This window comes from Klebsiella huaxiensis, assembly GCF_003261575.2.
GTDB lineage: Bacteria > Pseudomonadota > Gammaproteobacteria > Enterobacterales > Enterobacteriaceae > Klebsiella > Klebsiella huaxiensis.
Genome location: NZ_CP036175.1, coordinates 964,763 through 978,469 on the forward strand (window position 1 = coordinate 964,763; position 13,707 = coordinate 978,469).

13 protein-coding genes are annotated in these 13,707 nt (G+C 55.2%); 2 read left to right on the forward strand and 11 right to left on the reverse strand.

Features of this window, described 5'->3' with window-relative positions:
* Positions 1 to 2: 2 nt before the first annotated feature.
* The 4 genes from DA718_RS04685 to DA718_RS04705 all read right to left on the reverse strand — a co-directional run bounded on the left by DA718_RS04685 (position 3) and on the right by DA718_RS04705 (position 4,830).
* Positions 3 to 2,012 carry a protein-disulfide reductase DsbD family protein gene (locus DA718_RS04685; RefSeq protein WP_112216538.1) on the reverse strand — a complete coding sequence of 670 codons (2,010 nt, stop codon included), beginning with the start codon at positions 2,010 to 2,012 and terminating at the stop codon, positions 3 to 5.
* 48 nt (positions 2,013 to 2,060) lie between these two features.
* The gene (locus tag DA718_RS04690; RefSeq protein ID WP_112216537.1) at positions 2,061 to 2,420 is read right to left on the reverse strand and encodes a copper resistance protein; all 360 of its coding nucleotides are present in this window, start codon (positions 2,418 to 2,420) and stop codon (positions 2,061 to 2,063) included.
* Positions 2,421 to 2,546: 126 nt separating this feature from the next.
* A complete protein-coding gene (gene bglA / locus DA718_RS04700) occupies positions 2,547 to 3,980 on the reverse strand; it encodes a 6-phospho-beta-glucosidase BglA (RefSeq protein ID WP_112216535.1) in 1,434 nt (477 codons plus the stop codon).
* Between the two features lie 121 nt (positions 3,981 to 4,101).
* Positions 4,102 to 4,830, reverse strand: coding sequence for a MurR/RpiR family transcriptional regulator (locus DA718_RS04705; protein ID WP_110276749.1), 729 nt, complete (start codon positions 4,828 to 4,830; stop codon positions 4,102 to 4,104).
* A 50-nt stretch (positions 4,831 to 4,880) separates the two neighbouring features.
* On the opposite strand from DA718_RS04705, the gene yqfB reads away from it, so the two are divergent.
* Positions 4,881 to 5,192, forward strand: a complete 312-nt coding sequence (yqfB, locus tag DA718_RS04710) for a N(4)-acetylcytidine aminohydrolase (RefSeq protein WP_110276712.1) — start codon at positions 4,881 to 4,883, stop codon at positions 5,190 to 5,192.
* Between the two features lie 161 nt (positions 5,193 to 5,353).
* Entirely contained in the window at positions 5,354 to 6,013 is a 660-nt protein-coding gene (gene trhA / locus DA718_RS04715; protein ID WP_112216534.1) for a PAQR family membrane homeostasis protein TrhA, read from the forward strand.
* A gap of 242 nt (positions 6,014 to 6,255) precedes the next feature.
* Here the strand turns inward: trhA and dagF are convergent, their stop codons facing one another.
* From dagF to dagR, 7 genes are all read right to left on the reverse strand, one after another.
* On the reverse strand, positions 6,256 to 6,999 hold the full coding sequence (gene dagF, locus DA718_RS04720; protein WP_112216533.1) for a 2-dehydro-3-deoxy-phosphogluconate aldolase: 744 nt from the start codon (positions 6,997 to 6,999) through the stop codon (positions 6,256 to 6,258).
* The gene (dgaE, locus tag DA718_RS04725; protein ID WP_112216532.1) at positions 6,986 to 8,095 is read right to left on the reverse strand and encodes a D-glucosaminate-6-phosphate ammonia lyase; all 1,110 of its coding nucleotides are present in this window, start codon (positions 8,093 to 8,095) and stop codon (positions 6,986 to 6,988) included. Before dgaE ends, dagF begins: the two co-directional genes overlap by 14 nt.
* Positions 8,096 to 8,098: 3 nt before the next feature.
* Entirely contained in the window at positions 8,099 to 8,959 is an 861-nt protein-coding gene (locus tag DA718_RS04730) for a PTS system mannose/fructose/sorbose family transporter subunit IID (RefSeq protein ID WP_167492726.1), read from the reverse strand.
* A complete protein-coding gene (locus tag DA718_RS04735) occupies positions 8,956 to 9,705 on the reverse strand; it encodes a PTS mannose/fructose/sorbose/N-acetylgalactosamine transporter subunit IIC (protein ID WP_110276708.1) in 750 nt (249 codons plus the stop codon). The genes DA718_RS04730 and DA718_RS04735 overlap by 4 nt, the downstream gene beginning before the upstream one ends.
* A gap of 145 nt (positions 9,706 to 9,850) precedes the next feature.
* Positions 9,851 to 10,336 (reverse strand): PTS sugar transporter subunit IIB, encoded by a 486-nt coding sequence (locus DA718_RS04740; RefSeq protein ID WP_110276707.1) that lies wholly within the window; start codon positions 10,334 to 10,336, stop codon positions 9,851 to 9,853.
* Between the two features lie 12 nt (positions 10,337 to 10,348).
* On the reverse strand, positions 10,349 to 10,774 hold the full coding sequence (locus DA718_RS04745) for a PTS sugar transporter subunit IIA (RefSeq protein WP_112216531.1): 426 nt from the start codon (positions 10,772 to 10,774) through the stop codon (positions 10,349 to 10,351).
* Positions 10,775 to 10,894: 120 nt separating this feature from the next.
* Complete coding sequence (gene dagR / locus DA718_RS04750) at positions 10,895 to 13,693, reverse strand: transcriptional regulator DagR (protein WP_112216530.1); 2,799 nt, start codon at positions 13,691 to 13,693, stop codon at positions 10,895 to 10,897.
* Between the last annotated feature and the right edge of the window lie 14 nt (positions 13,694 to 13,707).

Below are 13,707 nucleotides of genomic sequence, written 5' to 3' on the forward strand. Positions count from 1 at the left end.
GATTATTTTCCTTTCGCAGCGGATAGGGTGGCGAGAAGCTCTTCTCGATTTAATAGCGCAGGCAGCGTCTGGCCCTGCGGTAACGCCGGTCCATAAACCTGATTGAACGGTACGGCGGCGCTGCCGCGAGCGGTCAGAAACTGGCTAATGGTGTCCGACGGTCGACTCCAGTCGCCGCGCAGCGCCACCACATCCGGGGCTGAGAGCGCCTCCTGCACCTCATCACGAAGCAATACGTTGTATTTATTGGCTTTACAGGTCACGCACCAGTCGGCGGTTACATCGACAAACACTCGCTGATGATTCGCCAGCGCGTCGGCAATCGCCTGTTCACTGAGCGGTTGCCAGTTGACGCGATCGCGGCGCGAACCCTGGCCTTCCGGTGGTGAAATCAAAGCAACCGCGACCGCAATCACCAGGGCTAGCGCTGCGGCCTGTAGCGCCGTACGCCAGCGGTAGCGCCAGGCCGTCGCCAGCAGCAGAACGAGAGCCAGAATCATCAACAGTGCGAGCACCGGCAGACGGCCTATGTGCACCGTCAGCAGGCTTACCAGCCACAGCGACGAGGCGAGCATCATCAGCCCGAGAATGACCCGAACGCGGTTCATCCAACGGCCTGGGCGAGGAAGATGTCGGGCGAAACCGGGCCAGGCGACAATTAGCAACCACGGCAGGCTCATTCCCAGACCCATCGCGAAGAAGATCCCCCACAGCAGCGGCAGTGGCGCAACGAGCGCCACTGATACGGCAGTACCGAGAAACGGCGCGGTACACGGCGTGGCGAGAAGCGTGGCGAATGCCCCTTGCCAGAAGTGGCCCAATAAACCGCTGCCGCCGCGGGTGGCCAGAAACGTGCTGGTGTTAGAGGAGAGGCGAAACTCAAACAGCCCCATCAGGCTGGCGCTGAACAGCACCATCACCAGCACCATCGCACCGATAAACCACGGATTCTGGAACTGAATGCCCCAGCCCAGCGCCTGATTGCCCAGCCTTAACAGGGTCATCATCAGTGCCAAAACGAGGAAAGAGGCGATAATCCCGCCAACGGATGCCAGGAACTGGCGTCTTATTACCCCGCGCTGCTGGTTAGCGCTTTGCACCAGCGTGCCCAGCTTCATGGCCAGTACCGGCAGCACGCAGGGCATCACGTTGAGGATCAGGCCCCCGGCCAGCGCCATCAGCAGCACCCACCACAGAGACAACTCCGGTGCGGCGCTCCCCTGAACAATGGCAACCCGGCTCTCCTCGGCCTGACCGCCCTCGGTAAGCACCAGCGACAAAGTCTTACCGCTGAGGTTTGGCGCAGCATCGCCCCAGCTATCGGTGACCGGCAGCGTGGCGATAAGCGTATTCCCCTTGATGGCGAAGGCGGGCTTGCCGAAATCCACGTCATCCATACTGTCGATAAATAGCGAAGGCTGCTGCCAGCCTGCTTCGCGAACGGCGGTGACCGTTAACTTACCGCTGATATAGCTGGCGCTACGCTGCGAGGTCAGGCCGTCCGTCAGCGGCAGAGTGCCCATCGCCCGGGTGAAGTCGTAGCGAAAATCGCTTCCAGCGGGGGAGGTCATATCCAGCGAGAAGGGATAGTCGGTGAGAATACAGACGTTGCTACAGGTGGATAGCGTCAGCACGCCGCGCAGGGTTTCCGGCAGCGGGCCGCGAATCTCCAGTGGGAAACTGACGTTGCCGTGATAGCCCTGAGTAGAAATTCCGGCGACGTCAAAGCGCTGCGGCGTTGGCCAGTGCCAACTGACATCAAGTGGTTTTGACCAGGTTATTGCCGGAGCAATTCCCCCCTCACCCGGCGAGCGCCAGTAGGTTTTCCAGCCCTTTTCCAGCGCGACGTCCAGCAGCAGGCGCGTTTCGCCGCTGCTCTCATTTTCCGCGCGCAGCCTGACGCTGGCGTGTTGATTATCGGCGGCGCGTAACCAGCCGCTGTCGGCGGCCTGACTGACGGGCAGCCATAGCCAAAGCAGGCAGACCAGTAGTCGCCTGAATACTATAAGCATAAATTTTCTCCGTAAATGAATGATTAACCTGAACCGTCAGGCCAGTGCTCATTCACGGAAAACACATAATCGGAGATGTACCCGTAACCGGGGAGGTGAAATTTCGCGGGGAGGCCAGAGGCGCTCAATACGCGCAGGGCTTGCCGCCAGCACCGCCAGCAGCAGGGTGATGGCAAATAGCGCGCCTTCGAACAGCATCGGCGGAACGGCCATCAGCGATTTGGCGCTCAGTTCGCAGGGCGTCACCGGCTCATCGCTATTACTTTGACCCTGCTGTACCAATTGAGTGGCGGTAGTCGCATTCATGACAAGCGCATGCATCCCTGCCATACGCTGCGCGGTGCATATCAGCACCACCAGACAGGCAAGGGCTACAAGAAGGATGGCTTTGCGTTGTCGCTTGATCATGATCGCCTCAATTATTCACGTGGCCTATCTTATCGGGCGAAAGCGTTTTGGCAATGTTAATGCTGTAAAGAAGTGTCGTAATCGTGGGGTTTTTTGCCCCCTCCCGGTCGGGAGAGGGCAGAAGCATTACAGTTTTTCACCGTTGCTGGCGATAACCTCTTTGTACCAGTTGAAACTTTTCTTACGCGAGCGCGACATATCGCCGGTGCCGTCGTCGTGTTTATTGACGTAGATAAAGCCGTAACGTTTGCTGTACTGGCCGGTGGTGAAGGAGACGCAGTCGATGCAGCCCCACGGGGTGTAGCCCATCAGTTCCACGCCGTCATAGGTCACCGCTTTGATCATCTCTTCGACGTGCGCACGCAGGTAGTCGATACGGTAGTCGTCGTTGATGCTGCCGTCTTCTTCTACTTTGTCGTAAGCTCCGAAGCCGTTTTCCACAATGAACAGCGGTTTCTGATAGCGTTCATACAGTTCACACAGAGCATAGCGCAGGCCCACCGGATCAATCTGCCAGCCCCAGTCGGATGCTTTGACGTGCGGGTTCGGTACGCTGCCTTCAAAGCCAGAAATCGCGTCGCCGGTGCCACCTTCCGCTTTCACCGCGTTGGTCATGTAGTAGCTGAATCCGAGGTAAGCGCAGGTGCCTTCACGCAGGATCTGCGCATCGCCGTCTTCCATTTTGATATTGAAACCGCGACGTTCCCACTCGTTCAGGACGTAGCTTGGGTAGTAACCGCGTAGCTGAACATCGGTAAAGACGTAGCGCTCGCGCATTGACTCCTGAGCGAACATCACGTCTTCCGGCTTACAGGAGAACGGATAGAGGGCGACCATCGCCAGCATGCAGCCAACCTGCATATCCGGGTTGATTTGACGTGCTGCTTTTACCGCCAGCGCGCTGGCCACGAACTGGTGGTGTAGCACCTGATACATGGTCTCTTCCGGGTTTTCATGCTCGGTATAGACCACGCCAGAGCAGCAGTAGCCAAACAGCGGCGCGCGCCAGTTACGCTGGTTATTGATCTCGTTAAAGGTCATCCAGTATTTCACTTTGTGCTTATAGCGCTCGAAGACCACCTCGGCGAAGCGCACAAAGAAATCGACCACTTTGCGGTTGGTCCAGCCACCGTATTGTTGAACCAGATGCAGCGGCATTTCAAAGTGGGAAAGGGTGATAACTGGCTCGATGTTGTACTTTAACAGTTCATCGAACATGTCATCGTAAAACTTCAGGCCTTCTTCATTCGGCTGAGTTTCGTCGCCTAACGGGAAGATGCGGGTCCAGGCGATAGAGGTACGGAAGCACTTAAAGCCCATCTCGGCAAACAGCTTGATGTCTTCTTTGTAGTGGCCGTGGAAGTCGATGGCTTCGTGGTTCGGGTAGTATTTACCCGGCTCAACCTGCTGGGTTATCTCGCGTGGTACGCCGTGCGCGCCACCGGTCAGCACATCACAGATGCTTGGGCCTTTGCCGTCTTTATTCCAGCCGCCTTCAACCTGGTGCGCAGCTACCGCGCCACCCCATAAAAAGTCTTTCGGTAAAGGTATTTTTTTCATCTTTGCTGATCTCGTCATAATTACTTGTTGGTTTCGAGTCTAGCAAAGGGGATATAAATGTCACGATATAACAATTTGCCAGTTGTGGAATTTGTTACATCGAAAAAACAGGGTGTTATTTTCAGGCGAGTTTACGCGCTAATTTACGCCCGAGGCTTTCAAGAATATAAATAACCGGGATCTGCGTCGTAATATCGTAGACGCCGCCGATGCGCGTTTGCGGGACGTGCCATGAGAGATTAAAGTCCGCAAGCTTTGCCAGTCGCGAGTGTTCGTGGCTGGTGATGGACATCACTTTGCAGCGATGCAGGCTGAACTGGCTGGCGAAACGCAGGATCTCTTCGGTTTCGCCGGAGACCGACAGCACGATCGCCAGTGCATTGCGCGCCATATCATTAGTGACCGGGAAATAAGGGTCATCGATATGATTGCTGAATTTCCCAACGTTAGAAAAGAAGCGGGCACCATATTTCGCCAATGCGCCGGAAGTCCCCGCGCCAACGAAAATAATACGCTCAGAAGAGAGAATAATATCGACGGCCTGTTCCAGTAAGTCATCAAATTCATCGTTATTGACACTTTTGAAAAAGCTCATTATTTCACTGGCACCGATATTTGCCTGTTGAGGCTCATTCTGCTCCAGATATAATTTAAAGCGTACGCGAAACTCTGAGTAGCCTTCGCACTGCAGCTTACGGCAGAAGCGCAGGACGGTTGTCGTAGAGACTCCGACGGCTTCCGCCAGTTCGCGGATGGTCATATACATCACTTTGTCACGATTCTTAATAACGTAGTGATAGACCATCATCTCAAGATTGTTGAGACTGGCGATAGCAGCGTGGGAGAAGATACTCACAGTGGCAAACTCACAATTCATAATGACCAGGACGGAATTATATCATGCAGCAGAATGACATTACCTTTTTTCAGCGCTTTCAGGACGACATCCTTGCCGGGCGTAAAACCATTACTATCCGCGATGCTGCCGAATCGCACTTTAAAGTGGGCGATATCCTGCGCGTTGGCCGCTACGAAGATAACGGCTATTTTTGCACCATCCGCGTAGTGGCGACTTCAACGGTAACCCTGGAGACGCTGACCGATCTGCATGCGCAGCAGGAGAATATGACGCTGACGCAACTACGAGACGTGATTGCGGAGATCTATCCGGGTGAACAGCAGTTTTATGTCATTGAATTCGAAACGCTTTAATAAAATAGTGAACGACTGTTAGTTGAAATTTAACTGTAACACTATGATTTTATAGTGTTCATAAATATTCACCTTTTTATTTTAGCTAACAGGTGTTCACTGGAATCATTCTCAGTTAACCTAAGTGAGCACAAAAAGCGTACTTGTTTTCGGAGTCAAATATGGTTCGCAAACCATTAATCACTCAGGGATATTCTCTGGCAGAGGAAATTGCCAACAGCATCAGCCACGGGATCGGGCTGGTGTTTGGTATCGTCGGTCTGGTGTTGTTGTTGGTACAGGCGGTAGATAGCAACGCTGGCGCAACGGCTATCACCAGCTACAGCCTGTACGGCGGCAGCATGATTTTGCTGTTCCTCGCCTCCACTCTCTATCACGCGATTCCGCATCAGCGGGCTAAGCTGTGGCTGAAAAAATTCGACCACTGCGCCATCTATCTGCTGATTGCCGGGACCTATACGCCGTTCCTGCTGGTGGGGCTAAATTCACCGCTATCGCGCGGGCTGATGATTGTTATCTGGAGCCTGGCGCTGCTGGGGATCCTGTTTAAGCTGACCATCGCGCATCGCTTTAAGATCCTCTCTTTAGTGACCTACCTGACCATGGGCTGGCTGTCGCTAATTGTAGTTTATCAACTGGCGATTAAGCTGGCGGTCGGCGGCGTGACGCTGCTGGCCGTTGGCGGAGTGGTCTATTCGCTGGGGGTGATTTTCTACGTCTGCAAGCGCATTCCATACAACCATGCAATCTGGCACGGCTTTGTATTGGGCGGCAGCGTCTGCCACTTCCTGGCGATTTATCTGTACGTCGGGCAGGTTTAAATTTCGGGAAGCCTTCCCGGCTGTGGTTTTGTAACCCGAACAGGCGTGCCAGCGCCGCCTCCGGGAATCTCCACTGTCCCCAATCCCCTGCGGCCATCTTTCCGGTGGTGCTGCGTTGACCGGGCTACAAGTTCGCAGCCGTCTGCTGTCCGGTAGCCCGGACAGGCGCGTCAGCGCCGCCTCCGGGACATTCTCCGTTGGTGATGGCTTGCTTGCCAGGGCTACGGCTTGGTGTTTTTTATTTAGACCACGGCTTTCACGATATCCATTAATCTGCGGATATCTTCTGGTCGTGTATTGCCGGTTTGCGGGTCGATTATCGAGCTGTAAACATGAGGCATCACGCGAGGTACGCCTGCTTCCAGACAGCTTTGCAAAATAATGCCAAAGTTATCGAGATCGATTCCGCCGGTTGGTTCTATCAGCGTCATGCCGTTGCGCACCGCGGTTGTCGCCAGCACATACAGCTCCGGTAGCGACTTCTCACCGCCCATCGGAAAGAACTTCGCCGCATGCGCCCCTGAATCCTGCATCATACGTACCGCCGCATCGCAGGAAACGCGGGCGGGTGTTCCCTGACTACTGCTGACTCCTGTTGAAATCAGCACTTCGCCCGGTGTTCCCGTCGGGCTGACCAGCGCGTTGATGTGCGTCTGTTCGCCGCCCGTTGCCGCCAGCGCCCCTGCCGCGAAACCGCAGCCGGTAAAGGTCTGGTTGACGTGCGCCGGATGTACCTTCGACGCGATCATCGCTGCCTTGTAATACTGCGCCGGATCCCCGGCTCCCAGCCCCACGGAGATGGACGGCACCTCCGCCATCCAGCGTTTGACCTCCTGAACGCCGTCTTCCACTGAGGCAAACTGCGCGGAGAGCACGCCGATTACCGCATGGCCCTCTGCGGCATCATAGATTTCCCTGGCATTGGCAATATCTTTCGCCAGCACGTTGATCGCCACACGTTGACGATAAAAATTAATCTGCTGCATGGTCTGCAATCTCCTTAAGTCGCGCCACGATTAATGCCATTTCCCCTTCTGCAACCGTCCGCGGATCAAGGCTAAATACGCCCTGATGAAGGTTATAGCGTCGGGCATAAATGGCGATATCGCCGCCGCGCAGTTGCGCTTCCACTTCACGGGCGTCAATACCTAACGCCTGCGCATTCACCCGGATACGAATACGCCAGATGGCGCGCCCTGCTTCATCCTGCTCAATATCGGCGCTCAGCCCGCGAATCGCGGAAATTGCCTCCGCCACTGGCTGCAGTTGTTCGGCAGTCACTACCGCCTGCTCCTGATGATAATTTTCCAGTGCGTACACCAGCCCAACCATATTCTCCTTACCGATTTTCATCGCCCTGGCGATGCCGTGGTGCTGTGCTTTACAGGCAGCGATCCACGGTTTCTTACCGGTGATAAACCCGGAGGTGGGCGCGTTAAAGGCCTTTGCCCCGCTGTAGACAACCATATCCGCTCCGCTCGCCACCCAGGCGTGTAAATCCTCCTCGGCGGCGGCATCAACAATCAGCGGCAGGTTGCGAACCTGTGCAACCTGCACAAAGTCTTCAATGCTCAACATCCCTTTCTGTACGCAGTGGTGTGATTTCACATACAGCAGCGCGGCGGTGTTGTCAGTAATCGCGCTCTCCAGTTGCCAGCGGGCCGCCAGGTTGCTCGAACCCACCTCCACCACACGCCCGCCGCCGAGGCGAATGGCGCTGGTAATCGGCGCACCGTAGTCGACGTTATGCCCACGCAGCATCACGACTTCGTTGGCCATACTGGAGCTGTCCGGTATCTGCGTGACTCTGGCCTGGTCACCACGAGTAATGGCGGCGGCGACGGCAATGGCGATGCCCGCCGAGGCGCAGGAAGTGACGTAACTGTCCTCAGCGCCGGTAAAGCGGGAAACCAGCTCGCCAGTACGGTCCACCAGTCTGTCGATTTCCACAAAGGCTGAAGCCGCCCGAGCCGTGGCCAGCATCACCTGTGGCGCGACGCTGGAGACGCCCAGAATCGTCATCTTGCCGCAGGCGTTAATAACCTGCTTTAGCCCCAGCTGTTGATAGATGTTCTGCGTCATGGCTTACAGTACTCCCAGCAGCGAACAGACCACGCTCAGCGCGACAATCGATAGCAAAATGGTGGTGTAACGCGGCCCTTTCTTCAGCAGATAGAAGTAGACCGCGAATACCGCTGCCAGCGGCAGCAGGCCCGGAGCGATGGAGTCAAGGATCTGCTGGACGACCACCTCAGAGCCTTTCAGGGCGCTGATTTTTAACGGCGTGGTGATTTTGACGTAGCTCGCAGAAAGCGCGCCCATCATGATCAAACCCAGCACGTTCGCGCCGTAGATCAGTTCTTTAATTCGCCCCCCTTGCAGCAGGCCGATTATTGAGTCACGACCCAGCGTGTAGCCTTTATGAACCATGCCGTAGCTGATCGCCAGCGTAATTGCCGGATAGAGAATTAAGGGCACAATACCGCCCATTGCGCTGCCGTTGGCGGCGAATGGAATAAAAATAGCAATCAACAGCGGCATCACGGCGGCCCAGATAATGGAATCGCCCATCCCGGCCAGCGGCCCCATCAGGCCGGTTTTAATCCCGGTGATCGAGGCGTCGCTAATCGGCTCTCCGCGGGTTTTTTGCTCCTCCATTGCTATGGAGATCCCCTGAATCACGGCACCAAAGGTCTGTTCCGAGTTGAAGAAGTTCAGATGGCGTTTTAGCGCTTCCACCTGCTCCTCCTTTTGCGGATAGAGCTTTTTGATTATCGGCGTCATCGAGGCGCAGAAAATCAGGCTTTGCAGACGCTCATAGGAGCTGGAAACTTCCGCACCCAACCAGTAGATAAACCAGGCTTTGGTGATATCGGCTTTGGTCAGCGTGCCGCTTACTCGTGCGCGTTCGACCAGTTCATTCTGCATTACGTCGCTGCTCATCATGCTGCTCCTTCATTTTTCGCCAGGCCTTTAATCAGGAAGGCCACGCAGGTGCCGAAGATAGCCATCGCCATGATGTCTACCTTCAGATAGAGCACCGCGAAGAATCCACCAATAAACCATGGCAACAGGCTCTTTTTACCGATCACCATAATGGTGATGGCGAAGCCCAGCGCTGGGAGGATCCCGCCCATGATTTCAAAGGAGTGGGTCAGCCAGTGCGGCATCAGCTTGAGGAAACTTTCCACCACGTTCTGGCCGAAATAGTTGGCGGCAAATACCACCGGGAAGCGCAGTACCAGCCCAAGCAGCGCCGGGTAGAGGAAGGCGCAGCGCATAATGCCCGCCATATTCGCCGTTTCCGCATGTTTATCCGCCATATGCACCCAGGCGGCGTTCAGCGTACGACGCAGCTGGTCGAGGAACACGCCGATAACGCCAAACGGAATCGCCAGCGCTATCGCCAGGTTCGGATCCATCCCGGCCTTCACGGCAATGGGAATAGCAATACAGGCGGCCAGCGCCGGGTCCGACGGCACGTTACCGCCCGGCGTTGAAGTTACGCCGAGATAGACGAGCTGCATGCCCGCACCAATAATCATTGCCGTTTGCATATTGCCGAGCAGCAAGCCGACGAAGACGGCGATAACCACCGGCTGAAGCAGCATGGCGGAGAAGGTGTAGCCAAGGCGTAATCGGGCAAACCAGTAATACAATCCCATCAGGCTTGCAAAGACTAAAGTATCCATAATATTTTCCTATACACTTCATCCTTCAGGCTGCCTCTTTGTTGGCTACCTTCGCTCACCCCAGTCACTTACTTTAGTAAGCTCAAGGGGATTCACTCAGTTGCCGCCTCGATGCATCCAGAATGATTTTGTGTATGTTAAATGGTTAGAATTTTTTCAGGATATCGTCCAGAGACTGCGGCTTATCTTCCGGAATGGTCTGGAATACTGCCTTAATCCCGCGACTTTTCAGTTCGTTAAGAATGCCAACGTCTTTTTCATCCAGCGTGATGTTCTGGAAAACGACTTTGCGGTTCGGCCCGCCGCCTAAACCACCCACCTGAATAGCGGAGACATCAAACCCCAGCTGTACGGCTTCCTGAATCGCCGCCAGAGAAGGGAACAGCACCAGCACGTTGCCATCGCCAAGCTGATTTTCTTTCCACGATGCCGCAAAGCTCTGATTGCTGTAGCAATCCACTTTAATGTTTGGCGGTGCGGCCATCAGATAGATGTTTTTCATAAACGGATCGGCGTCCAGCTCATCACTGACCACCGCAATCCGGTTGGCCTGAGATTGTCCGACCCACTTTGTCACCACCTGTCCATGAATCAGACGGCTGTCAATGCGACATAACACGATGTTAGCCATAATATTTTTCCCTTATTTTGGTTGTTGTAATTGACGAACGTGGGCGACAACGTCCAGACAGCTGCTGCGTGCGGCTTCCACCAGGTCGGCCACGCAGGCAGAGAGCGGCCTCTCTTCACGCCTGTCCAGCGCCTCCAGCAACAGCGAGGCATTTAGCCCGGAAACCACCGCCACCGGGTAATCCGCACTCAGTCGCGCCGCCACGTTTGAGGTGGTACCGCCAACAAAATCGGTCAGAATGAGCGAACCTTCAGGCATGGTTTTCACAACGGCTTCGACACGCTGGTAAAATTCGCCCAGCGTATCGACGGGCATCAGCGCAATTTCCGTCACGCCTTTGATTTCGCCCGTCACCATGCACAGGCTGTTGCAAAGCTGTTGCCCCCAGCCGCCATGCGTCAGCAGCAGGATCTGGGACAAGGGTTCAGTGGTAGTCAAAATGGCCTCCTGGCTCTATTACGTTTACACACGTAGTAAGAGCAAAGGCTGTGCCAGAATTTGTGTCACATGGGGGAGAAGAGAGGGCTGGCGAGGCGCAGAGCCACGCCAGATAAGGAGTTAGCGATACAATAGTTCGTAGATATAAAAATATTCCGCGTCGGATAAACGGATGGCATAAGCCTCTTCGATCGGCAGGAAGGCGGATTTAATGACACTAAACGCCCGGGCATCCAGATCGGGCTTGTTCTCCAGCGACATCTGTAACGGTTTGCGGTTGATCACGATACGCTCGACCATACAGCAGCAGTGGATCAGGAAGCGCAGTGTCACCTGGCGGCTCGGTTTCAGCGAAAGTGAGGAGGTCAGATGGTTGAGCACGCCTTCCATCTCTTTGAGAATGCGCTGAGGATTGAGCACCGAAATATGGTTGATGATGCTTTCCATGGTTAGCGCGCTGATAAAACGCATCGCGCTGCGCTCCATCTCCAGGCGGCGTTCACTGCTTGAGAGATCCGGTGTCAGCAGGCTTAGCACCAGCTCCGGCCCCTGTTCGGAGAACAATTCTTCCAGTGAGATAAACGGAATATCCGGCAGGCCGGGTTGGAAGGTGCCGACAATTCCCGCCAGCCGTTCGCTGGGGTTAATCGCCTGCTGGACCCGCTCCAGACTGCGCACCTCGTTGTAGTCGAGGATCACCATCCGCGTGTCCTGTGACATCAGTTCGCCAAAGCTTTCCTCCAGCACCTTTTTGATTTTCTCCGCTGTGCCCATACCGGTAATGCAGGAGATCACCAGCACTTTGCCGCCGTTCTCCTGCTGCGGCGTGCAGAGCTGGCAGGGGATATCTTTACTCTGCATTAACGCCGCCAGCTGTGGTAACTCACTGGTTTCATAGCTTAAATCCAGCCCTAACTCCAGCAGGCTGGTCAGAGTGATATTGGGCATCAGCAGGACGTCAATCTGAAATAACTTGCTGATCGTACTGCCAAAATGAATCAGTGAACCGATATCTACCATCAATATCAGCCGCTGCCAGCGTCGGGCCTGGATCATCTGGATTAACGTTTCGAGGGTATCATGCACCGACTGCTCAAACGGCATGTCGATGGCGCTAAACAGCTCGCGCTCCAGCACCCGGTTCACGTACTGCGCCTGGCTGGTGGCTGTCGTCGAACCATGGGCAATCAAAATCACCCCGCAGTCCGGGCTGGCATCAATACGCTGACGGTAATGGCGACACTCTTTCAGGAACAGGCATAGCCAGACCACTTCCGTCGCCGGGCACTGGATGTGCAATAGCTCGTTGATTTTTCGACACAGCAGCGTGGCGTTGTCGTATTCATCTTTACAGCGGTCGAGGATCAAGCTGGAGGAGTAAAGCTGCGGGATAAGACCACGCTGCACGTAGCCAATCAGCGCCAGAAAGTGCTTACGCAGCGGATTCACCAGGTTTTCTGGCAGCGTAAACGTAAGCACCTGCTCCACGCAGCCAATCAGCAGCGTCACGCGCTCCTCAATCTGATCGCCATAGCGCGGCGGATGGGCAATATTGTCGCGGCTGTAGAGACCATATTCAAAAATTGAACTGAGCTTATTTTTCAGGATTGCCAGCGTTTCAGCTGGCGGGACGTTGCTGTTGCGCAGATTGACGTATTCACGGGTCAGGAAGCTGTAAAACAGATCGCTCTCTTCAATCTCCGCTCCCGTTGCCAGCGAGGTTTTCAACGCCGGCAGCGTGCGCGCATCAACACTTAGCCGCTCTTTACCGTCAAATAGCGTATCGACCAGCAGACGCTGCTCCGGCGTGGCGTTAAACGGCATCTCCGCCAGCCGTTTATCCAACTGTAGCGTATCGCTATGCTCCGTCATCCCTGATGCCCACGCCTGGGCACACAGGAACTGAATATCACTCTTGAGCTGGCCAATATTGCCTTCCAGCGGTTTATTTAACAGCCAGAGCAGCAGCGTTTTGTCGATGCTTATTGTGCGCTCGATTTTACGGCTCTCACGCTGTAAGAAGCCGACAATCAATTCAACCTGCTCTTCCACCGAGCGCTGGCGAATACCGGGCAGATCGATGCAGACCTGAATACGCCGCTGGAAGGTGCGCAGCAGCGCCGAGCTGACCGGTTCAGTCGTCGCACAAATCAGGCGTACTGAAATTGAGCGCGCAGTGGCGCTCGAGCCGAGCGGGCGATACTGGCCTTTGTCGAGAATGGAGAATAGCTTTTCCTGCCCTTCATACGGCAGACGGTGGACCTCATCGAGTAGTAGATAGCCGCCGTCGGCCTGTTCAACCAAACCGGGTTTATTCTCGTTTGCTCCGGTAAATGCTCCCTGTCGATGACCAAACAGGTGCGAGGAGAGCAGTTCCGGGTTATGGGCATATTCTGCACAGTTAAAGTAGACCAGCGGCGGCGCAGTTCCCGTTGCATGTTCGCAGGCAAAGCGATGCATCAGTTCGGCAAAGAAGGTTTTGCCAACGCCGGAAGGGCCGGTCAACAGTACATGCAACCCGTGGGGATAAAGTACCGCAGCGCGACCTTTTTCCACCGCGTCACGCAGACTACGGTCATAACCAATCAGGCCACTAAAGGGGTCATCAATCGAGTGATCTTCCTGATGGGGGAGCAGATCGGCAACTGTGCGCACTTCACGCTCGGACTCCTCCAGCGTGCGTCCCAGTAGCGTTTCCACCGCTTGACGGTGCAGGAAGAACACCGGACGGCCACGGCTCTTAATGACCAAACCGTCGCTCCACAACTGATTGAGATCTTTACTCACTGAGTTACGCGCCAGCCCAAGGTTAAAGCCGATGGCTTCTGCCGTAAACGCCGTCTCCTGCGCTAAATCCGCAAGACTCAAGCCGCTCGTCAGCCGCGCCAGCTCTCCCTGTATTACCTCAATCCGTCTCATTCTCTTTACCGCTT

Bases quoted from the DNA above. Each gene is read 5' to 3' on its own strand.
- dagR (WP_112216530.1), bottom strand. From the start codon at position 13,693: ATGAGACGGATTGAGGTAATACAGGGAGAGCTGGCGCGGCTGACGAGC.
- DA718_RS04685 (WP_112216538.1), bottom strand. From the start codon at position 2,012: ATGCTTATAGTATTCAGGCGACTACTGGTCTGCCTGCTTTGGCTATGG.
- trhA (WP_112216534.1), top strand. From the start codon at position 5,354: ATGGTTCGCAAACCATTAATCACTCAGGGATATTCTCTGGCAGAGGAA.
- bglA (WP_112216535.1), bottom strand. From the start codon at position 3,980: ATGAAAAAAATACCTTTACCGAAAGACTTTTTATGGGGTGGCGCGGTA.
- DA718_RS04740 (WP_110276707.1), bottom strand. From the start codon at position 10,336: ATGGCTAACATCGTGTTATGTCGCATTGACAGCCGTCTGATTCATGGA.
- dgaE (WP_112216532.1), bottom strand. From the start codon at position 8,095: ATGACGCAGAACATCTATCAACAGCTGGGGCTAAAGCAGGTTATTAAC.
- dagF (WP_112216533.1), bottom strand. From the start codon at position 6,999: ATGCAGCAGATTAATTTTTATCGTCAACGTGTGGCGATCAACGTGCTG.
- DA718_RS04735 (WP_110276708.1), bottom strand. From the start codon at position 9,705: ATGGATACTTTAGTCTTTGCAAGCCTGATGGGATTGTATTACTGGTTT.
- DA718_RS04690 (WP_112216537.1), bottom strand. From the start codon at position 2,420: ATGATCAAGCGACAACGCAAAGCCATCCTTCTTGTAGCCCTTGCCTGT.
- yqfB (WP_110276712.1), top strand. From the start codon at position 4,881: ATGCAGCAGAATGACATTACCTTTTTTCAGCGCTTTCAGGACGACATC.
- DA718_RS04730 (WP_167492726.1), bottom strand. From the start codon at position 8,959: ATGATGAGCAGCGACGTAATGCAGAATGAACTGGTCGAACGCGCACGA.